14 protein-coding genes are annotated in these 20,640 nt (G+C 74.0%); 8 read left to right on the forward strand and 6 right to left on the reverse strand.

What is annotated here, in order from left to right:
- Positions 1-67 precede the first annotated feature (67 nt).
- Positions 68-2,506 (forward strand): M28 family peptidase, encoded by a 2,439-nt coding sequence (locus E1298_RS18835; protein WP_207944714.1) that lies wholly within the window; start codon positions 68-70, stop codon positions 2,504-2,506.
- A 232-nt stretch (positions 2,507-2,738) separates the two neighbouring features.
- Entirely contained in the window at positions 2,739-3,449 is a 711-nt protein-coding gene (locus tag E1298_RS18840) for a VOC family protein (RefSeq protein WP_207944715.1), read from the forward strand.
- A gap of 12 nt (positions 3,450-3,461) precedes the next feature.
- Here the strand turns inward: E1298_RS18840 and E1298_RS18845 are convergent, their stop codons facing one another.
- Positions 3,462-3,935 carry an HIT family protein gene (locus E1298_RS18845; protein ID WP_131895002.1) on the reverse strand — a complete coding sequence of 158 codons (474 nt, stop codon included), beginning with the start codon at positions 3,933-3,935 and terminating at the stop codon, positions 3,462-3,464.
- Between the two features lie 73 nt (positions 3,936-4,008).
- Positions 4,009-6,720 (reverse strand): ATP-binding protein, encoded by a 2,712-nt coding sequence (locus tag E1298_RS18850; RefSeq protein ID WP_207944716.1) that lies wholly within the window; start codon positions 6,718-6,720, stop codon positions 4,009-4,011.
- A gap of 125 nt (positions 6,721-6,845) precedes the next feature.
- Between E1298_RS18850 and E1298_RS18855 the strand changes: the two genes are divergently transcribed.
- From E1298_RS18855 to E1298_RS18865, 3 genes are read left to right on the forward strand one after another with little or no spacing between them, the layout of a single operon-like run.
- Positions 6,846-8,075, forward strand: a complete 1,230-nt coding sequence (locus E1298_RS18855) for a lysozyme (protein WP_165975541.1) — start codon at positions 6,846-6,848, stop codon at positions 8,073-8,075.
- Positions 8,072-8,758 (forward strand): GNAT family N-acetyltransferase, encoded by a 687-nt coding sequence (locus E1298_RS18860; RefSeq protein WP_243725656.1) that lies wholly within the window; start codon positions 8,072-8,074, stop codon positions 8,756-8,758. Before E1298_RS18855 ends, E1298_RS18860 begins: the two co-directional genes overlap by 4 nt.
- Positions 8,758-9,669 carry a hypothetical protein gene (locus E1298_RS18865; RefSeq protein WP_131895006.1) on the forward strand — a complete coding sequence of 304 codons (912 nt, stop codon included), beginning with the start codon at positions 8,758-8,760 and terminating at the stop codon, positions 9,667-9,669. Before E1298_RS18860 ends, E1298_RS18865 begins: the two co-directional genes overlap by 1 nt.
- 66 nt (positions 9,670-9,735) lie before the next feature.
- Here E1298_RS18865 and E1298_RS18870 read toward each other — a convergent pair whose 3' ends face one another.
- Entirely contained in the window at positions 9,736-10,968 is a 1,233-nt protein-coding gene (locus E1298_RS18870; protein WP_243725657.1) for an acyl-CoA dehydrogenase family protein, read from the reverse strand.
- 66 nt (positions 10,969-11,034) lie between these two features.
- Between E1298_RS18870 and E1298_RS18875 the strand changes: the two genes are divergently transcribed.
- Entirely contained in the window at positions 11,035-12,459 is a 1,425-nt protein-coding gene (locus E1298_RS18875; RefSeq protein WP_243725658.1) for an aldehyde dehydrogenase family protein, read from the forward strand.
- Here E1298_RS18875 and E1298_RS18880 read toward each other — a convergent pair.
- The 3 genes from E1298_RS18880 to E1298_RS18890 all read right to left on the reverse strand — a co-directional run bounded on the left by E1298_RS18880 (position 12,456) and on the right by E1298_RS18890 (position 14,924).
- On the reverse strand, positions 12,456-13,052 hold the full coding sequence (locus E1298_RS18880; protein ID WP_131895008.1) for a TetR/AcrR family transcriptional regulator: 597 nt from the start codon (positions 13,050-13,052) through the stop codon (positions 12,456-12,458). The genes E1298_RS18875 and E1298_RS18880 overlap by 4 nt on opposite strands.
- A gap of 103 nt (positions 13,053-13,155) precedes the next feature.
- Positions 13,156-13,962, reverse strand: a complete 807-nt coding sequence (locus E1298_RS18885) for an ATP-binding cassette domain-containing protein (RefSeq protein ID WP_131895010.1) — start codon at positions 13,960-13,962, stop codon at positions 13,156-13,158.
- Positions 13,963-14,090: 128 nt separating this feature from the next.
- Positions 14,091-14,924 carry an SDR family NAD(P)-dependent oxidoreductase gene (locus E1298_RS18890; protein ID WP_207944717.1) on the reverse strand — a complete coding sequence of 278 codons (834 nt, stop codon included), beginning with the start codon at positions 14,922-14,924 and terminating at the stop codon, positions 14,091-14,093.
- Between the two features lie 156 nt (positions 14,925-15,080).
- Here E1298_RS18890 and E1298_RS18895 point away from each other — a divergent pair, with 156 nt between their 5' ends.
- Together E1298_RS18895 and E1298_RS18900 are read left to right on the forward strand one after the other, a co-directional pair.
- The gene (locus tag E1298_RS18895; RefSeq protein ID WP_131895012.1) at positions 15,081-16,466 is read left to right on the forward strand and encodes a M20/M25/M40 family metallo-hydrolase; all 1,386 of its coding nucleotides are present in this window, start codon (positions 15,081-15,083) and stop codon (positions 16,464-16,466) included.
- A gap of 295 nt (positions 16,467-16,761) precedes the next feature.
- On the forward strand, positions 16,762-20,625 hold the full coding sequence (locus E1298_RS18900) for a Pls/PosA family non-ribosomal peptide synthetase (RefSeq protein WP_207944718.1): 3,864 nt from the start codon (positions 16,762-16,764) through the stop codon (positions 20,623-20,625).
- The last annotated feature ends 15 nt before the right edge of the window (positions 20,626-20,640 follow it).

Genomic DNA, 20,640 nt, shown 5'->3' on the forward strand with positions numbered 1-20,640 from the left:
CCGCGGGGCGGTCCCACCCCCGCCCTGTTGGAGGCATGCGGCTGTGAAACGCAGACATCATCTCCTGGTGACCACCGCGGTCACCTCGCTCGCGGTCACGGGCATGGCGGTTCCCGCCATGACGTCCGCCCAGAGCAGCCAAGGACCCGGCGCCGATCCGAAGGCGGCCGCGGTGGCGTCCGCCGACCGGCTGATCGCCGGGAACGCCGCCGACCTGCACGTCGGCAAGGACGAGAAGTTCATCCGGACCCAGGTGGTCGGCACACCGTGGGACCAGTACTACGTCGCCTACGAGCGCACCTACCACGGGCTTCCCGTGGTCGGCGGCGACTTCGTGGTCGCCACCGACGCGAAGGGCAGCGTGCGCACCCTGTCGGTGGCGCAGAAAGAGCAGATCACGGTCGGCGCCACCCCCAAGGTCAGCCAGACCGAGGCCGCGGGAAGCTCCCGCGGCGCGCTGACCAAGCCGGACAAGGCCGAGCTCAAGCCGCGCCTGGTCGTGCACGCGCTGGCCAAGCCCAGGCTGGCGTGGGAGACGGTCGTCTCCGGGCGCGACGGCAAGCAGCCGAGCCGCAAGAAGGTCTACATCGACGCTCAGACCGGCAAGCGGTTCGACGCGCAGGAGACCATCCACGCGGGCACCGGCACCGGCATCTGGGAGGGCTCGAACCTGACCATCGGGACGACCCAGTCGGGCAGCACCTACACGATGCGTGACCCGAAGCGGCCGGGAATGACCTGCGCCGACTGGAGCTCCGGCATCTTCTCCGGGCCCGACGACGTCTGGGGCAGCACGTCCAAGACCAGCAAGGAAGCCGGCTGCGTGGACACCATGTACGCCGCCGCCGGGTTCTGGGACGTGCTGAAGTCCTTCGGGCGCGACGGTCTGCGCAACGGCCAGTGGGCCCCGGCGAGGGTCGGCCTCAACGCGGTCAACGCCTACTGGAACGGCACCGACGCCCAGTTCGGCCACAACCAGCAGAACCAGTGGATCACCTCGACCGACGTCGTGGACCACGAGTTCGGCCACGGGCTGGACAACTTCACCCCGGGCGGCATGTCCGGTGGCGGCACGCAGGAGTTCGTCGGAGACGTGTGGGGCGCGGTCGTCGAGCACTTCCTGAACAACCCGGAGGACACTCCCGACTACACGGTCGGCGAGGAGATCAACCTGGTCGGTCAGGGCCCGATCCGCAACATGTACAACCCGTCGCAGGTCAACAACGACCCGAACTGCTACTCCGCCTCCGTGCCGCGCATGGAGGTCCACAAGGCGGCCGGGCCGGGCAACCACTGGTTCTACCTGCTCGCCGAGGGCTCCAGCCCGGGCGGCGGCAAGCCGAACAGCCCGGTCTGCCAGGGCGGTCAGGTCACCGGGATCGGCGTCATGAACGCCGCGAAGATCTTCTACAACGCGATGATGCTCAAGACCTCCGGCACCAGCTACGGCCGGTACCGGACGCTGACGCTGACCGCGGCGAAGAACCTCGACAAGACCTGCGAGCAGTTCAACAAGGTCAAGGGAGCTTGGGACGCCGTCCAGCTCGGCGCGCAGTCCGGTGAGCCGACCTGCACACCGGGCGTCACCGACTCCGCTTACACGGTGGGCGGTGGTTCCCCAAAAGCCGTAGCGGCGCCTGACATCAATGTAGAGAACGTCAAGGCGCACCTGCAGCAGTTGCAGACCATCGCCACCAGTAACGGCGGCACCCGCCGCTCGACCGGCGCCGGCTACCTCGGCTCGGTGTCCTACATCGAGCAGAAGCTGAAGGCCGCCGGGTTCACCGTGACCCGCCAGGCGTGCAGCTCCGGATGCAGCGGTGGCGCCGGGCCGAACCTGATCGCCGACTGGCCCGGTGGCAACGAGAACAACGTCTACATGTTCGGCGCCCACCTGGACAGCGTCTCGGCGGGGCCGGGCATCAACGACAACGGCACCGGGTCGTCCGCTCAACTGGAGGTCGCGCTGCAACTGGCGCAGGCCAAGCCCACCATGCTCAACCACGTCCGGTTCGGCTGGTGGACCGACGAGGAGCAGGGCCTGCGCGGCTCGAAGTACTACGTGAGCCGCCTGTCGGCCGCCGACCGCTCGAAGATCAAGGGCTATTTCAACTTCGACATGGTCGGCTCGCCGAACCCGGGCTACTTCATCGACGACATCAACTCGCCGACGGCGAAGAACCTGAAGGAGTACTTCGACTCGATCAAGGTACCCACGGAGGAGGTCGCCGAGTGCTGCAGTGACGACGGGTCGTTCCGCAACGCCGGGATCCCCACGACCTTCCTCTTCACCGGCGCCCCGGCGACCAAGACCGCCGCCCAGGCGCAGAAGTGGGGCGGCACCGCGAACCAGGCGTTCGACCGGTGCTACCACCAGTCCTGCGACAGCTATCCCAACAACGTCCATACGGTCGCACTCGACCGCTGCTCCGACGCGATCGCCTACGCCCTGTGGAAAGTCGCCGTGGGCGCCCAACCGGCGCCCGGCGGGGGCAGACGATCGTGACCGAACCCGGGCCCGGTGACACCCGGTCCCCCAACGGCTGGAGCATCAGCCTCTAGCAAAGCAAGAACGTGCCCGGTCCGGCCTTTCTCTACAGGGGTAGAGAGGCTGGGCCGGGCACACGCATTTGAACCGTGTGCGCGTAGCGCGTCGGCGAGCACAAGCCCCGCCCCGCGCCGGTGCCCGGCCTGGCCATAGGATCGCCGGCATGGCGACAAGGCTTGTTCAGATTGCGATGAACGCACTGGATGACTCCGCTCTCGGCCGGTTCTGGGCGGAGGCGCTCGGCTGGACGATCTCCAGTGAGGAACCCGGCGTGACCAACCTGGAACCCGAGGGCTTCGTCTATCCCGACCCCGTCGCCGTCTGCATCGACATCATCACCGTCCCGGAACCCAAGACGGTGAAGAACCGCGTGCACGTCGACCTGGCCACCACCTCCGCGGCCCATCAGGCGGACCTGGTCGCGCGCCTCCAGGCCCTCGGCGCGACGCCCGCCGACGTGGGCCAGGGCGACGTCCCCTGGGTGGTCCTGGCCGACCCGGAGGGCAACGAGTTCTGCGTGCTGGAGCCCCGGCCGATCTACCGCGACACCGGGCCGATCGCCGTGGTGGTGGTCGACTGCATCGACCCGCGGGCCATGGCGCGGTTCTGGGGCGCGGCGATGGACTGGATCCTGCACGAGGTGACCGACGATCACGCGGTGCTGCGCTCCGCCAAGGGCGTCGGCCCGTATCTGGAGTTCTTTCGCACGTCCGATGTGAAGACCGTGAAGAACCGCGTCCATCTCGACGTCCGGCCCTACCCCGGTGACGATCAGGAGGCGGAGGTGGCCCGGCTGCGGGCTCTCGGCGCCACCGACGTCGACCTCGGCCAGGGCGACGTCCCGTGGACGTGCCTCGCCGACCCCGAGGGCAACGAGTTCGACGTCCTCACCCCGCGCTGACGCGGGCCCGGCTCACGATCCGTCGACCGAGCAGGCCAGGACCGCTCGGAACCGCCGGCCCAACGCTTCCACCTCGGTCTCGCTCGGCACTGCCCCTTCACGGAACATCGCCATCTGCAGTGCGGGCCCGAATGCGTCGAACCGCGCCATGTCGGCCTTCATCGCGGGCTGGACCACGAAATGCAGGTGACCCGGCACGCCATCCGCATGGGACCAGAGGCAGACATAGACCTGCTCCGGCTGGACGACCTCCGTCACCGCTGCCGCCACCCGCCGCAGCAACGGGCCCAAGGCCCCGCTCTCGGCATCGCACAACTCGGCGACATGGACAACATGCCGCACCGTCTTGACCACCAACGTCCCCAGGCCGAGCGGGCCCACCGAGTGCTCGACGACCCAGCCCGACGACTCCGCCAGACGACCCCCTGGAAGAGGACGGGCCCCGACAAGGAGATCGCACGCGAGACACCCGGCGACAGGTTCCATGACAGCAATCCTCCATGCGTCCGGTGGGCGTGGGGCAGACCGTGTCGGGCCAAGGTCACCACCGTTCGCTCGGCTATTGGGCGTCGGTGAGGGGGAGGGCTGCCAGGTCGGTGCGCGAAGTCACGTTGAGCTTGGGGTATGCCTTGTAGAGGTGGTAGGCGACGGTCCGGGGGCTGAGGAAGAGCTGGGCCGCGATGTCGCGGTTGGTGAGGCCCTGGGATGCCAGCCTGACGATCTGGAGCTCCTGCGGGGTCAGCCGGGCGAGGTTGCCGGGGCCGGGGGAGCGCGGCGCGGCCATCCCGGTGGCGCCGAGTTCGGTCTGGGTCCGTTCCGCCCACGGCTTGGCGCCGAGGCGTTCGAACTTCTCCAGCGCGGCCCGCAGGTGTCCACGGGCGTCGGCCTTGCGGCGGAGGCGGCGGAGCCACTCGCCGTACAGCAGTTCGGTGCGTGCGTGCTCGAACGGTCTGCTGTCCTGCTCGTGGGCCTTCAAAGCGGTGGTGAAGTGGTCCTCGGCCTGGTCGTCGGGGGACAGCAGGGCACGGCATCGGGCGAGGACGGCGTCGAACGCGCTCCGCCGGAGGTGGCCGGCCCAGGCGTCGAGCAGCGGGAGCACGGCGGTGGTACTGGCGTTCTGGCCCTGGCGCACCGCGGCCTCCACCAGATCGCAGGCGCTCCAGATGGTGATCACCGGATGTCGTGGAGAGGGGCCGCGCAGCGATTCCAGGCGGGCGACGGCGCTGCCCGCCTGGCCGCGGCCGAGGTCGAGCAGCCCCAGCGCCCAGGTCGCCATGTCGCTCGCGGGCGGCAGGCCGGAGGACAGCGCGGTGCCGGCGAAGTCCCGGCAGCGGGCTTCGTCGCCCGCCACGGCGGCGAGATAGGCGAGAAGGCCGCAGGACTGGGCCGTCCATTGTTCCTGGCCGGTATCGCGCGCCACCTCACGGGCCTCGGTGGCGTGCGCCTGCGCGTCGTGTAGGCGGCCGAGGTGCATCTCGGCCGTGGCGACGTAGTAGAGGGCCGAGGGGAGGAGCCCGATCCTGCCGCGGGTCCGGTGCTCGGCCGCGAGTGCGGCCGCCAGTTCGAGGGCGTGCGCGTCCTGGCCCGTCAGGACCCCGGCCAGAAGGTCGCGTGTGTCGGGTGGTCTGGCGCCGTGGGCGGTCTCGGCGAGGTCGGGGCGCGGCGGCAGGTCCGCCACCGGACGGCCCGCGGCCAGCGAGGCGAGCCAGCGGGAGAGGCCGAGGGCCGCTGCCGCCGCGGCCTCGGGGCCGAGCCGGAGGGCGTCCAATCGCTCGGCTGCTTCGACGGCGAGATCCGGCGCGGCGCTGAACCACGCGGTACGGGTCGCTTCCACGAGCATCTCGACGGCCCGTCGCGGATCCTGGGCGGCCGCCCCCGCGGCTCCTTCGATCAGCAGGGCGTGCGCGAGGTGGTGCCTGCCCTGCCCGACGGCCGCGTCCGCTCTCACTTGGATCAGCCGGTCGCGCAGGGCAGGGTCGGACTGGTCGCCGGCCTGCCGGGCGAGGCGGCGGGCGCTGCTGAGCTGTCCGGCTTCGTTGGCGGCCTCGGCCGCCAGCGTGAGGCGACGGCCCCTCGCGGTCTCGTCCGTCGTCAGCTGCGCGGCTCGTTCGTAGGCCGCTGCTGCGGCGGCGTATCCGCTGCGCTCACGGGCCCGGACGGCGGTGCGCTCCAGTTCGGCCGCCACCCCCTCGTCGTGGCCGGTCGCGGCCGCGGCGAGGTGCCAGGCGCGGCGGTCGGCGCCGTCGGGGGTGTCCAGCGCGGCGGCGAGCGCGCGGTGTGCGGCGTGCCTGCGGTCCAGGGGCGCCCGCTGGTAGATCGCGGCCCTGACCAGGGGGTGGCGGAAGCCCAGGTCGCGTTCGCCGAGCTGGATCAGACCCGCTCGTTCCGCCGGCGGCAGGTCGGCGTGGCCGGTCCCGCCGAGCCTCGCGGCCGCGCGCAGCACGACGTCGAGGTTCCCGGTGCCCTCGGCGGCGGCGACCAGCAGCAGCGTCCGGGTGCCGTCGGGCAGCCTGCCGGCCCGGTCGTGGAAGGCCAGTTCGAGCCGTTCGGTCAGGGGAAGCGGATCCGCCGGGGGCGGCCGGTCCCGCGGTCCGGCGGCCAGGACGGCGGGAAGTTCCAGGAGGGCGAGCGGGTTTCCGCGTGCCTCGGCGACGACCCGGGAACGGGCCGCGGGCATGAGGTGGTCATCGCGGTCGGCGAGCAGGGCCGTCGCCTCGTCCTCGGGCAGCCCGGTGAGCCGCAGCTCCGGCAGCACCTGGGCGGGCAGGCCATCGGCTCCGTCGCGGGCGGCGATGAGCAGTGCGATCCCCTCGGCGTCCAGCCGCCGGGCCGCGAACGTCAGGGCCTGGGCGGACGCCTGGTCCAGCCAGTGGGCGTCGTCCACGACGCACAGCAGCGGCCCGCCCTCCGCCAGTTCCGACAGCAGCGACAACGTGGCCAGGCCGACCAGGAAGCGGTCCCAGTGCTCGCCGGCGCGCAGGCCGAGAGCCGTCTCGACCGCGTGGCGCTGGGGACCGGGAAGCACGTCCAGCCGATCGAGCGCCGGCCGCAGCAGCAGGTGCAGAGCCGCGAACGGCAGTTCCGCCTCCGCCTCGGCGGCGCCGGCGCGCAGTATCCGCAGGCCGTCGGCCCGATCCGCCGCGTAGTCCAGGAGCGCCGTCTTGCCGATGCCGGGATCGCCGCGCACCACCAGCGCGCCGCTCACTCCCGAGCGGGCGTTGTCGAGCAGTTCATCGATGACGGACTGCTCCGCGCGGCGTCCTCTCAGCATGATCCTCACGCTAGCCGAACCGCATCCCGTTCCAGATGTGCTGATAGATGACGGATTCCTCCGTCCTCGTTCCTCCCTACCTTCGTGACCTGCATGAACACACACGGACATGGTGAGGAACACTGATGAACCGCACAGCTCCCCTCGCTCTGGGCGCGATCGTCGCCGGGACGACACTCTCGGTCGCGGCCGTGGCGAGCGCCGACCCCGCGCCCCCGCCCGGCAACTCCCGGCTGGTCCCCGGTCAGGGCTTCCCCGGCGCCGGTTCGGGCCTTGCCCCGCATCGACGGCCGGTGCCGCGCACGCTCGCGGGGGATCAGCAGGTTCTGGGCCTGGACGTGAGCAACTGGCAGGGAAGCGTCGACTGGCCCGGCGTCAAGGCCAAGGGCGGGAGGTTCGCCTACGTAAAGGCCACCGAGAGCATCAACTACACCAGCCCGTCCTTCGCCGGCCAGTACGGCGGCTCCCGGCAGGCGGGCCTCATCCGGGGCGCCTACCACTTCGCCCAGCCCCACGAATCCACCGGCGCCGCTCAGGCCGACTACTTCGTCGACCACGGGGGCGGCTGGACGAAGGACGGCGGGACGCTGCCCGGAGCGCTCGACATCGAGGCCAACCCCTACGGCCACATCAACGGTCTCAACGCCTGCTACGGCCTCACCCCGGCCCGGGCCGCCGCCTGGGTCCGCGATTTCAGCGACCGCTACCACCGGCGGACCGGCCGCGCGCCGGCCATCTACACCACCACAGGCTGGTGGCGCGACTGCGCCGGCAACAACGCGGGCTTCGGCGCCAGCCCGCTGTGGCTCGCGCGGTGGGGAGGCAGCGTCGGCGAGCTCCCGGCCGGCTGGGCCGCCCACACGATCTGGCAGTACGCCAACGCCGGCACCCTCCCCGGCGACCAGAACGCCTTCAACGGGGATCAGGCCGCCCTTCAGGCGCTCGCCGACGGCTCCGCCAAGCCGACCGACCCGCCCGGACGGCCGAAGCCCGCCAACCTCGCGACCTCGGCCAAGGCGACGACGAAGATCGTTCCCGGACGCCCCGCCACCTACTCCGTCACCGTCGCCAACACCGGCTCCACCGCCTTCCGGGACGTCAAAGCCTCCGGCATCCCCTACGACCGGCAGGTGGTCACCGGCGTCAAGGGTACGGGGGCCTGCGGCTACGGCTACTTCTTCGGCGCCTGCGACTACTCCGAGATCGGCGCCGGCGACAAGCGCACGTTCACGGTGACGGTCAAGATCCCCGCGTCCGCCAAGGGCTCGGTGCGGTTCGTGGCCAGCGCCTACTCCTCGGTGCAGGAGCAGAACTCCGCCGACAACCACGTCACGCTTGAGACCCGGGTGTCATGAGCAGCGAACAAGTCCTCTCCGCGGGGTATCGGGGCGGCGCCTGCCCGCCCCGGCCCCCGGCGGTGACACTGCGGGTCATGGAGGTGAGCGACATCCCGTTCGCCGTCGACCTGCATGTCCGGCACCTCTACCGGGGATTCTTCGTCGACCTCGGCGAGCGGTTCCTGGAGCACTACCACCGGAGCTTCATCACCAGCGCGGCGGGCGTGGCGCTGGTCGGGGAACTGGACGGCCGTCCGGCCGGGTTCCTGCTGGGAACGATCGACGAGGCCGCCCACCGCCGCCATCTGGCCCGGCTCGACCGGGTGAGGTTGATCCGGGCCGGGACGATCTCGTTGGTGGCCCGTCCCGGACAGGCGTCACGGTTCCTGCGCACCAGAGCCCGCCGCTACGCGGGCGGCTTGAGAACCCACTTGAAGACACCCGGTGCCCAACGCGTCCCCACCGGCGTGCTCCATCACGTCGCGGTCGAGGAGGCGAGTCGCCAGGCCGGTGTGGGCCGGGCCCTGGCGCACGGCTTCACCGAGATCACCCGGCTGCACGGGACACGTCGGCTGCGGCTGTACACCGAACCCGGCAACCACCAGGCCCAAGCCTTCTACCAGGGGCTCGGCTGGACGGCGTGGACCCGGCAAGGCGACATCGACGGCCGTCCATGGGCGGCGTTCGTCCTGGACCTGTGATGCCGCGAACACTCCTGGCCGCCGCCGTCCTTGTGCTCACCATCGCGGGCTGCGCGGACCCGCCTCCGCGCGGCACTCCGGTCACCCGCGCTCCGCCGCCCCCCACGGCACGGCCCTTCACCGTCGGCCCGGACGAACCCGCGGCCGCAGTCAAGGGCGCGGCCGTGCGTTTCGTCGAAGCGCTCACCGCGGGCCCCGCCTCGTCCGCCGAGAGCCGGCTGAGATCGGCGGGCCAGCCGGCCCGCCTGGCGGCGGCCGCCGTGCCGCTGCTCGCGGACGCCGGTGCCGCGGAGGTGATCTATCCGCAGCTCGGCGGGCTGACCCGCGACTCGGCCTCGGTCATGATGCTGCTCCGGGTCCGTCCGCGCCGGAGCGGGCAGGTCGGGACGGCGACCCGGACCGTGGAGATCCGGCTGGCCAGGAGCCGCCGAGGCTGGCGGGTCGTCCGCGTCGCCTCGACCGGCGGCGCCCCGCCGCGGCACGTCGCCGACCGGTCATCGGCGGCCGCCGCGGTGCTGTCCGACGACCGCATCCAGATGACCGACAGCGCCCGATGGGACATCGAGGCGGGACGAGTGGACGCCCGCCTCCTCCGGCTGCTGACGGCCATCGCCGCGAAGCACACCATCTCCGTGACCGTGCTGGCCACGGGGCATCCCCACCAGGTCTACGGCACCGGCCATGTCAGCAACCACACGCGCGGACGGGCCGTGGACATCTGGGCAGTGGACGGAACCGGTGTCGCCCGGCAGCGGACGGCCCGTGAAAGCCCCGCCAAGGCGGTGGCACGCCAGGCCCTCGTCGCCGGAGCCACCGAGGTCGGAGCGCCGTGGGCGCTCGGAGCGGGCGGATCGTCCACCTTCACCAACCGGCTCCACCAAGACCACCTCCACATCGCCTTCGACCGCTGATCAACCGGACACGAGGCCCCGCGCGGGCAGGCAGAGCCGGACGATCGCAAGCTCAGGGACTTTCGGTCAGTAGGACTTGGGGAGGCCGAGTTCGTGTTGGGCGATGTGGGCGAGGACGAGTTCCTCGGCGACGGGGATGTTCCTGCCGATGCGGGCGTCGCGGAACAGGCGGGCGACCGGGTATTCCAGGGAGTAGGCCATGCCGCCGTGGGTCTGGAAGGCGCGGTCGGCGGCCTGCCAGGCCGCGTCCGCCGCGGTGAGCTTGGCGATGTTGGCCTCTGAGCCGCAGGGGCGGCCGCGGTCCCACAGCCAGGCGGCCTTGTAGGTCATCAGCCGGGCCAGCTCGACCTGGGCCTTGATCCTCGCGAGCGGGAACGCGACGGACTGGTGGGCGCCGATCGGCTTGCCGAAGGGGGCGCGCTCGGTGGCGTAGTCGCAGGCGATCCTCAGGACGAGTTCGCCGAACCCGACGCCGCCGGCCGCCGCCAGGATCCGTTCGGGGTTGAGGATGTCCCACAGGACGGCGAAGCCCTGGCCGGCCTCACCGAGGACGCGGTCGGCGGGGACGCGGACGTCGTCCAGGAAGACCATGCTGGAGGCGACGGTGTTGGTGCCGAGCTTGGGGATCGGGCGGTAGACCAGCGTGCCGTCCGCGACCGCCTGCTTGACGTCCACCAGCAGGACGGTGAAACCCGCCGTGCGGGGACGGGCCTCGGCGGCCGGGGTGGTGCGGGTGACCAGGACCAGGAAGTCGGCGCGCTCCACGCCGGAGATCCAGATCTTCTGGCCGTTCACCACGAAGCCGTCGCCGTCGCGGCGGGCCTGGGTGGTGATCTCGATGGCGTTGCTGCCCGCGTCCGGCTCGGTGATGGCGAAGCAGGTCTCGATCTCCCCGGAGGCGATCTTCGGGAGGAACTCCCGGCGCTGCTCCGGCGTCCCGTGCCGGGCGATGGTCAGGCCGCCGAACGCGGGGGTCAGCAGGTACAGGAAGGACGCGGCGCCGCCCGCGCCGCCTCCGGCCAGGGTCTCAAGCGCCACCGCCAGCTCCAGCAGGCCCTGACCGGCGCCGCCGTACTCCTGCGGGATCGCCAGGCTGTGCCAGCCGCCCTGGACCAGCTCCCGCCAGACCTCCTCCGGCCAGCGCTTCTCCGCGTCGCAGCGGCCCCAGTAGTCCTGGTCGTACTTCCCGGCGATCGCCCGCACGCCCTCGCGCACCGCGACCGCGGTCTCCGGCAGGTCGAAGTCCACCCGCGCCTCCCATCGGTCGCTCCCACCGTAGCCGATGCAGTAAGTGGTCACTGATGCGGGTGGTCATTGAAGCGCCTTGTGGCGGGTAGGGGGACGGCCGACGAAGGGAGGCGCCGAATGCGACCGCGCGACAGATGGATGCTGGCCGGCGGACGGTGGAGCGGCGGGACCGGGGACGAGGCGTTCACCGTTTCGGACCCGGCCACCGGCGATCCGGTGGGGGACGTCCCGGTCTGCGGTGACGCCGACGTGGAGGCCGCGGTCATCGCCGCCGGCGAGGCCGCGCCTGGCTGGGCCGCCACGGCCGCCGCCGAGCGCGGGACGGCCCTGCATGCCGCCGCGCGGGCGGTGGAGGAGCGCGCCGGTGAGCTGGCCGCGCTGGTGACCGCCGAGATGGGCAAGCCCGCGGACGACGCGCTCGGCGGCGTCCAGGCCGGGGTCGCGACGTTGCGGCAGTACGCCGAGCTGGGGCCGCTGCACGGCGGCCGCAGTCTGCAGGGCGGGTGGGGCGCGTCCGACTTCATGGTCCGCGAGCCGTACGGGGTCGTCGGGGTGATCACGCCATGGAACGACCCGGTGGCCATCGCCTGCGGGCTGGTCGGCGCCGCCGTCGTGACGGGCAACACCGTCGTGCACAAGCCGTCCGAGCGCACCCCGCACACCGGGGCCCTGCTCGTCGAGCTACTGGCCGGGGCGCTGCCCGACGGGGTGGTCAACCTGGTCAGCGGGGACGGGCGCACCGGTGAGGCGCTCGCCGGGCATCCGGGGCTGGACGTCGTCGCGCACGTCGGCTCGACCCGTGCGGGCCGCAGGATCTCCGAGGTGGCCGCCGCCAAGGTCCTGCTGGAGAACGGCGGCGCCGACCCCCTGATCGTGGACGAGGGCGTCGATCCCGGCTGGGCCGCCGCGCAGGCCGCCCTCGGGTGCTTCGCCAACGCCGGGCAGATCTGCACCTCGGTGGAGCGCGTCTACGTGCACGAGGCGGTGGCCGACGAATTCCTGGACGCGCTGGTTCGGCGGGCCCGGGCCCTGCGCATGGGGCCGGGGTCCGACGCGTCGACCGAACTGGGGCCACTGGTGGACGAGCGGCACCGGACGCAGGTGCACGAGCAGGTCGAGAAGGCCGTCGCGGACGGCGCCCGGCCGCTGGCGGGAGGCCGGATCCCGGACGGGCCCGGCTGCTTCTACCCGGCGACCGTGCTGGCCGACTGCACCGACGACATGGCCGTCATGGCGGAGGAGACGTTCGGCCCGGTCGCGCCCGTCCGTGTCGTGGGCTCCTTCGACGAGGCCCTGGACGCCGCGCGCCGCTCCCGCTACGGCCTCGCCGCGACCGTCCTCACGCGCGACCTCGCCCGCGCGCAGCGGGCCTGGCGCACCCTGCCGGTCGGCACCGTGAAGGTCAACGCGGTGTTCGGTGGGGCCCCCGGAGGTGCCGCCACGCCGCGCCGGGCCAGCGGGCGGGGCTTCGGCTACGGTCCCGAGCTGCTGGACGAGATGACGGCCGTCAAGGTCGTCCACCTGCTCGCCGAGCCGCGCTAGGCGCCGGCCGCGGCCGCCGGGCTCTCCTCGGGCACGCCCAGGTAGCGCACCACCATCCGTGCGACGACGTGCGCGAACGCCTCCGGTGGGCACGACGGCAGCATGATGTGGCTCATCGTCAGCCGGACGGCCGCGTCGGTGATCTCGGTGAGCGCGCCGCGGTCCAGATCCGGCCACTGCCGCAGCGCGTGCTCGGTGAGGCGGGCGCTGGTGGTGAACAGCACCGGCTCGGCCTGGGTGGTGAGCAGCGGGAGCATCTCGTCGCCGCCCGCGCCGGTCAGCACCAGCTTCTTCAGCTGGTCGTCCGCCGACATCTCCAGCGTGAACAGCACCGCCGCCGTCACGGCCGCGTACACGCCGCGGTGCTCCGACAGGACCCGGTCGATGCCGTCGAGGTAGCGGCCGTTGTCGCGGATCACCACGGCCCGCGCCAGCCCCCACTTGTCGCCGAACTCGTTGTAGACGGTCTGGCGGCTCACCCCGGCGGCGGCCGCGACGTCCTGCATGCGCACGCCCCTGTACCCGCGCTCCACGAGGAGCCGGGCGGCGGCGTCCAGCAGTGCCTCGCGTACGCCGCGGTCTGCGCTGCTCATGAGTCGTTCCTCCGGGTGCCGGTCGGGAGGCGGGGCTCCGCCTCATTATCTTCACGGCAAGGGGAGGGGGCCACCGGGCGATCACCGGCCCGGCCGGAGGCGGCTAGGCGCTCAGCGCCGCGTCCGCGCCCGGGCCGGGCGACGCGCGGTAGGCGTCGCGGACGCGGCGGTCGGCGCGGACCTCCACCGGGGGACCGGTCGCGATCATCCTCCCCGCGTCCAGGACGTGGAGGACGTCGCAGACGCCCATCACCGGCTCCAGTTCGCTCTCGGCGACCAGCACCGCCAGGCCCTCGGCGGCGAGGTCGCGCAGCAGCACCTCCAGCGCGCGCGCCCGCCGCACCGGCAGGCCCGTCCACGGCTCGTCCAGGAGCAGCACGGCGGGCTCGGCCGCCAGGGCCTGCGCCAGCGCCACCAGCCGCGCGACGTCGGGCGGGACGCTGCTCGCGCGCCGCTCGGCGTAGTCGGCGATGCCGACGCGGGCGAGGATCTCGTCGGCCTGCCGTCCGGTGTCGCGCAGCGCGTCGCGGCGGCGCCGCCACCGCTCGGCCCAGGACGCTCCGGCGTGGCGCCGGGCCTTCACGTGCCTGCCCGCCGCCGCCCTGACGCTCTCGTGGACGGTCAGCGCGCCGGACGGCCCCGGCCGCTGGGACGTGCGGGCGATGCCGTGCCGGACGCGGTCGCGCGCGCCCCCGCCCGTGAGGTCCTCGCCGTCGAGGCGGACGGTGCCCGCGCACGGGCGGCGCAGGCCCGCGATGACGTCGCACAGCGTCGTCTTGCCCGCTCCGTCCGGCCCGATGAGGCCGGTGACGGTGGCGGGCGGCGCGGTGAGCCCGGCCCCGTCGACCGCCGTGACCCCGCCGAAGCGCACCGTCACGCCCGACACCAGCAGACCCTCGGGAGAAGGCATGCGCACCCTCCAGCCGGTCCCGGCACGCGGCGACCCTGTGTGACGTGGATCACTGTCCGCTCATCACCCTACTGACGCGCGAACGGCCGGGCAACGCCCGGCCGGGCCGCTCAGCCGGGTGGCGCGGCTCAGCCGGGTGGCGCGGCGCGTTCGTCGGCGGCCCCGGCGTCGCGGGCCCTCACCCGCTCGCGGGTCCACTCCCTGACGCCCGCGACGAAGGTCTCCACGTCGGCGGCCTTGCCCGACGCCATCTCGGAGAACCAGGCGGGCACGTACCGCTCGAACCGGCCGTTCCCGATCAGCTCCAGGACGGCCTCGGCCACCTCGCCGGGCGGCAGCGCGTCGGACAGGTCGCTGAGCGGCGGGTCGTTGCCCGGCAGCGAGAACAGCCCGGTGTCGATGATGGCGGGCTGCACCACGTGGACGTGCACGCCCGTCCCGTCCAGGTCGACCGCCATGCTCTCCCAGAACGCGGTGAGCGCCGCCTTGGACGCGGCGTAGGCGGCCTCGTGCGGCGGGCCGAGCCGCGCCGCCACCGAGCCGACGGCCACCAGGTGCCCCCGCCCGCGCGCGAGCATCCCGGGCAGCAGCGCCAGCGTGAGCCGCACGGGGGACAGGTAGTTCAGCCCCATCACGTCCCCGGCCTCGGCCGCGGACAGGTCCTGGACGCGGCGCCGCTTCGGCATCCCGGCGTTGTTGACCAGCACGTCCACGCCGCCCAGCGCGTCCTCGGCGGCCGCCGCGAGGGCGGGGAGCGCGCCGAGGTCGGCCAGGTCGGCCGCCCACATCGCCGAGCCGGGGGAGTGCGCGCGGCACCGCTCCAGGACGCGCTCCAGCCGGTCCGCGCGCCGCGCCACCAGGCCCACCCGCGCCCCGGCGGCGGCCAGCGCCTCGGCGACGGCCGCGCCGATCCCGGACGAGGCGCCCGTGACCAGGGCGGACCGTCCGTCCAACGTCAACATGCGATCAAGGTCACACATCCGCACCCCGCGCGGCAAGCAGCGACGCGCGCATCACGGTTGGGTTGCAGAGCACACCGATGATCTTGTCCTAGATGCCGGGTTTACGTAGGTTCGCGGCCAGCAGGCGCCCCCTGTCGAGACCCCCGAGGAGACGCCATGTCCGAGATCCACAAGATCCAAAAGACTCATGACCTCCGCCGCCGCGACCTGCTGGCCGGAGCCGCCGCCTTCGCGGGCTTCGCCGGCGTGGGGCTGCTCCCCGGGACGGCCGCCGCGGCGGCCCGGCAGCGTCCCGGAGCCCTGCGCGGCCCCTCCCTCAGCACCGGCGACAAGGCCGTCGTCGCCCGCGTCGACGCCCGGCGCGCGCTCCGGCACCTGCGGGTGCTCAGCGACGACATCGGATGGCGCGTCGCGGGAACGCGCCAGGAGCACCGGTCCGCCCACTACATCGCCAGGACGCTGCGCGACCTCGGCTACAAGGTCGAGCTCCAGCCCTTCACCGTCCCCGACAAGAACCTCGCCGAGCTGCGGGCCGGCCGCGAGGACTGGCAGAGCGCCGCCGCCGCGAACGGCGCCCTTGGCCGCGCCAGGGGCGAGGTGGTCGACCTCGGCCCGGCCACCGAGGTCACCGCCGACCTGTCCGGCAGGATCGCGCTGTTCACGCGCGTGGCCGGGAAGGAGCTGGACCAGGCGAAGGCCGCCGTGGCGAAGGGCGCCCGCGCCGTCCTGATCTCCAACGTGCGGAGCCCCACCTACCCCGAGCGCAAGGCCGCCTCCTTCTTCCCGGTGCTGGCCGAGGCCGTGCCGGTCCCCGTGCTCGGCGTCGCGGAGTACCACGGCGAGCGGATCCGCGCGGGCGCGCGCCGCCTGTCCCTGGAGGTCACCGCGCACAAGGGCCTGACCTCCTACAACGTGCTCTCCGAGCGGCGCGCCACGCTGCCCAACCCGGGCGGCAAGGCCGTCATCGTCAGCGGCCACTACGACAGCGTCCCCGGCTCTCCCGGCGGCAACGACGACGGCAGCGGCACCGTCCTATGCCTGGAGCTCGCCCGCGCGCTGCGCCGCCTGCCCACCCAGCAGGACCTGCGGTTCTGCTTCTGGGGCGCCGAGGAGCTCGGCCTGGTCGGCGCGCGGCACTACGTCAAGCAACTCGACGACGCGGCCGCCGCCCGCATCACCGGCTGCTTCCAGAACGACATGGTCGCCACCAGCCACCCGCCCGCGGGCACCTACTGGCTCCTGTCGGTCGACGGCAAGGAGAACACCACCACGACCGCCATCGCCGCCGCCGCCGAGCGGCTCGGCTACACCGGCCAGACCAAGGGCCCGGTCGCCCGCGGATCCAGCGACCACGAGGCGTTCTTCGAGCGCGGCATCGCCGCGGGCAACTTCAGCTGGCGCGGCGGCGAGGCCCCCAGCCAGCTGGAGCCCGTCTACCACACCCCCGAGGACACCGTCGACGGCAACGTGAGCCTCAAGCGGCTCCAGGTGTCGCTGGAGCTGATCGGCTGCGCCGCCTACGAGGTGGCGCGGCACCGCTGACCCCGCCCCCGCCTCCCGGCGCGCCTGAGCCCCGGCCGCCCCGGTGACGAGGGCCACGGTCCTCGCCACCGGGGAGTTCATCCGCGTCGAGTAAAGTGTCCCGCTTAGCGGCACTCGCGCCCCCGCGGCCCACCAGGTCCCGGGCCCGGCGCGCAGCCGCGGGATCGACGAGATCCCAGGTGGCGCGCGCGGCGCGCCGCCAGGCGGCGAAGGCGCACCGGCTCCGGTGGTACGGGGCGACATGACGGTGCCCTGACGGAAGAGGCCGCCGATTCGCCCGGACACCGGAGAAGAATTGCGTCCACTTCTGGCCGACGCCGAGCGTGCGGTCTTCCGATCGCCGCGCAGCGCGCCGCCCGCGCGCACCCTGCTGGACATCCTCGACGAGACGGCGCTGCGGCACCCCTACGCGCCCGCGCTGGACGACGGCGCGTCCCGCCTCGACTACGACGGCCTGCGCGCCGAGGTCGCGGAGCTGGCCAAGGACCTGGAGCGGATCGGCGTCGGGCGCGGCGACCGGGTCGGCGTCCGCGTCCCGTCCGGCACCGCCGACCTGTACGTGGCGGTCCTCGCCGTCCTGACGGCGGGCGCCGCCTACGTCCCCGTCGACGCCGACGACCCCGACGAGCGCGCCGGCCTGGTGTTCGGCGAGGCGGGGGTGTGCGCGGTGATCGGGGAGGGGCGCGCCGTCGAGCCGCGCGGCGTCCCCGCGGGCCGCGCCGGGCGGCCGGAACCGGACGACGACGCCTGGATCATCTTCACCTCCGGCTCCACCGGCAGGCCCAAGGGCGTGGCCGTCTCCCACCGCGCCGCCGCCGCGTTCGTGGACGCCGAGGCCCGGCTGTTCCCCGCCGATCCCTCCGACCGCGTCCTGGCCGGCCTGTCGGTGGCGTTCGACGCCTCGTGCGAGGAGATGTGGCTGGCGTGGCGGCACGGCGCCTGCCTGGTGCCCGCGCCCCGCTCCCTCGTCCGGACGGGCATGGACCTCGGGCCCTGGCTCGCCGCGCAGCGCATCACGGTCGTGTCGACGGTGCCGACGCTCGCCGCGCTGTGGCCCGCCGAGACCCTCGACGGCATCCGGCTGCTGATCTTCGGCGGCGAGGCGTGCCCGCCGGAGTTGGCCGCGCGGCTCGCCGTCCCGGGCCGCCAGGTCTGGAACACCTACGGCCCCACCGAGGCGACCGTCGTGGCCTGCGCCGCCCCGCTGGACGGCGAGGGCCCGGTCCGGATCGGGCTTCCGCTGGACGGCTGGGACCTCGCCGTCGTCGACGCCGCCGGGGAGCCCGTCGCGCCCGGCGGGACGGGCGAGCTGGTCATCGGCGGCGTCGGCCTCGCCCGCTACCTCGACCCGGACAAGGACGCCGAGAAGTACGCGCCGCTGCCCTCCCTCGGCTGGGACCGCGCCTACCGCAGCGGCGACCTGGTCAAGGCCGAGGCCGCCGGCCTGGTCTTCGTCGGACGGGCCGACGAGCAGGTCAAGCTCGGCGGGCGGCGCATCGAGCTGGGTGAGGTCGACGCGGCGCTCCAGGCGCTGCCCGGCGTGACCGGCGCGGCCGCGGCCGTCCGCGCCACCCCCACCGGTCACCGGCTCCTCGTCGGCTACCTGGTGACGGACGGGCCGTTCGACCAGGACGCCGCGCGGGACCTGTTGCGCGAGGTGCTGCCCGCCTCGCTGGTGCCCCGGCTCGCCTGCGTGGAGACGCTGCCCACGCGCACGTCCGGCAAGGTCGACCGCGACGCGCTCCCGTGGCCGCTGCCCACCGCGAGCGGCGACGCAGGCGGGGACGCCGACCCCCTGACCGGCGCCGAGCAATGGCTCGCGGCCCAGTGGGCCGAGATCCTGGGGGAGGCGCCGAGCGGGCCCGGCGCCGACTTCTTCGCGCTCGGCGGGAACAGCCTCGGGGCCGCCCGCCTGATCTCCGTGCTGCGCCCGCACCACCCGTCCATGGCCGTCGGCGACCTCTACGAGCACCCGACCCTGCGCGGCCTGGCCCGGCACCTCGGCGACCGCGAGCCGCAGGACGCCCCGGGCGCGGCCGACGCGCGCCGCCCGGTGCGGCCCGTGCCGAGGCGGGCGGCGCTCGCCCAGGCGCTGCTCATGATCCCCCTGCTGACGCTCGGCGCGATGCGCTGGGTCACCGGGCTCGCCGCGTTCAACAACCTCGCGCCCTTCGCGTGGGCGCCGAGGGTCTCGTGGTGGGCGGTCCTGGCGGGCGCGCTGCTGTTCGTCCTGCCGCCCGCCCGGATGGTCCTGGCCGCCACCGGGGCGCGGCTCCTGCTGCGCGGCCTCACGCCCGGCGCCTACCCGCGCGGCGGCGCCGTCCACCTGCGGCTGTGGGCGGCCGAGCAGCTCGCCGTCCGGCTGGGCGCGGCCGGGCTGTCGGCGGCGCCCTGGTTCACCCTCTACGCACGCGCGCTCGGCGCGCAGATCGGCCCGGACGTCGACCTGCACTCCCCGCCCCCGGTCACCGGGATGCTCCGGCTCGGCCGCGAGGCCGCCATCGAACCCGAGGTCGACCTGAGCGGGTACTGGCTCGACGGCGACGTGCTGCGCGTCGGCGAGGTCCGCGTCGGCGCCGGCGCGGTCGTCGGCGCGCGGGCCGTGCTGTTCCCCGGCGCCCGCGTCGGCAAGAACGCCCAGGTCGCGGCCGGTGCCGCCGTCACCGGGCGGGTCCCGGCCGGGCAGCGCTGGGCCGGCGCCCCCGCCGTCCGCAAGGGCAAGGCCAGGCGCCCCGCCGACACCGTCCGCCCGCCCCGGCTGCGCCGCTGGACGCTCGCCTACGGCACGTCCGCGGTCCTGCTCGGCCTGCTGCCGCTGCTCGCGGCGCTGCCCGGCCTGGCCGTCCTCGGCGCCTTCGTCCGCGGGACCTCGTCGGCCGGGGACGCGCTGGCCGCCGCGCTCCTCGCCGTCCCCCTCGCCACCCTGGCGGGCATGGCGGCGTTCGCCGCGGCGACCCTGGCCTGCGTGCGGCTCCTCGGCCTCGGCCTGCGCGAGGGCGAGCACCCCGTGCACAGCCGCCAGGCGTGGCAGGCGTGGGCGTCGAGCCGGCTGATGGGCATGGCGCGGGTCTGGCTGTTCCCGCTGTACGCGAGCGTCCTCACCCCCGCGTGGCTGCGCGCCCTCGGCATGAGGGTCGGGCGGGACGTGGAGGTCTCGACCGTCCTCGCGCTGCCCGCCATGACCTCCGTCGCGGACGGGGCGTTCCTGGCCGACGACACGATGGTCGCGCCCTACGAGCTGGGCGGCGGCCGGATGCGGGTCGCGCGGGCCCGCATCGGCAAGCGCGCCTTCCTCGGCAACTCCGGGATGACCGGGCCGGGCCGCAAGGTCCCCAAGGGCGGCCTGATCGGCGTGCTGTCCGCCGCACCCAAGAAGGCCAAGGCCGGCGCGTCCTACCTCGGCATGCCGCCCGTCCGGGCGCGCCGCACCGCCGACACCGGCGACCAGTCCCGCACCTACCGGCCGCCCCGCCGCCTCAAGGCGGCGCGCGCGGCCGTCGAGGCGTGCCGGATCGTCCCCGCGATGGGCACCGTGGCCGTCGCCGTCCTGGTGGCCGCCGCCCTCGAACGGCTCGCCGCCGCGTACGGGTTCGCCGCCGCGGCGCTGCTGTCGGGGCTCGTCCTGGCCGCGGCCGGGGTCCTCGCCGCCGCCGTCGCCACCGCCGCCAAGTGGGCTCTCGTCGGCCGCATCACCGCCGGGGAGCGGGAGCTGTGGAGCTCGTTCGTCTGGCGCAACGAGCTGGCCGACAACTTCGTCGAGGTCCTCGCCGCGCCCTGGTTCGCCGAGCCGTGGCTGGGCACCGCCCCGCTGAACCTGTGGCTGCGCACCCTCGGCGCCCGCATCGGACGCGGCGTCTGGTGCGCCACCTACTGGCTCCCCGAGGCCGACCTCGTCCGGCTCGGCGACGGCGCCTGCGTCAACCACGGCTGCGTCCTGCAGACCCACCTGTTCCACGACCGGATCATGCGGGTCGACACGGTCGTCCTGGAGCGCGGCGCGACGCTAGGCTCCAACGGGGTGGTCCTGCCCGCGGCCTCGGTCGGGGCGGAGACCACGGTCGGACCCGCGTCCCTCGTCATGCGCGGCGAGCAGTTGCCCGCGCGCACGCGATGGCTCGGCAACCCGATCGCGGCGTGGGCCCCCGACACGACCGAGTGACCCGGAGGACCCGAC

It is taken from the genome of Actinomadura rubrisoli, assembly GCF_004349215.1.
GTDB classification, from domain to species: domain Bacteria; phylum Actinomycetota; class Actinomycetes; order Streptosporangiales; family Streptosporangiaceae; genus Spirillospora; species Spirillospora rubrisoli.

Bases quoted from the DNA above. Each gene is read 5' to 3' on its own strand.
- E1298_RS18840 (WP_207944715.1), top strand. From the start codon at position 2,739: ATGAACGCACTGGATGACTCCGCTCTCGGCCGGTTCTGGGCGGAGGCG.
- E1298_RS18845 (WP_131895002.1), bottom strand. From the start codon at position 3,935: ATGGAACCTGTCGCCGGGTGTCTCGCGTGCGATCTCCTTGTCGGGGCC.
- E1298_RS18850 (WP_207944716.1), bottom strand. From the start codon at position 6,720: ATGCTGAGAGGACGCCGCGCGGAGCAGTCCGTCATCGATGAACTGCTC.
- E1298_RS18855 (WP_165975541.1), top strand. From the start codon at position 6,846: ATGAACCGCACAGCTCCCCTCGCTCTGGGCGCGATCGTCGCCGGGACG.
- E1298_RS18860 (WP_243725656.1), top strand. From the start codon at position 8,072: ATGAGCAGCGAACAAGTCCTCTCCGCGGGGTATCGGGGCGGCGCCTGC.
- E1298_RS18865 (WP_131895006.1), top strand. From the start codon at position 8,758: ATGCCGCGAACACTCCTGGCCGCCGCCGTCCTTGTGCTCACCATCGCG.
- E1298_RS18875 (WP_243725658.1), top strand. From the start codon at position 11,035: ATGCGACCGCGCGACAGATGGATGCTGGCCGGCGGACGGTGGAGCGGC.
- E1298_RS18880 (WP_131895008.1), bottom strand. From the start codon at position 13,052: ATGAGCAGCGCAGACCGCGGCGTACGCGAGGCACTGCTGGACGCCGCC.
- E1298_RS18885 (WP_131895010.1), bottom strand. From the start codon at position 13,962: ATGCCTTCTCCCGAGGGTCTGCTGGTGTCGGGCGTGACGGTGCGCTTC.
- E1298_RS18890 (WP_207944717.1), bottom strand. From the start codon at position 14,924: ATGTTGACGTTGGACGGACGGTCCGCCCTGGTCACGGGCGCCTCGTCC.
- E1298_RS18895 (WP_131895012.1), top strand. From the start codon at position 15,081: ATGTCCGAGATCCACAAGATCCAAAAGACTCATGACCTCCGCCGCCGC.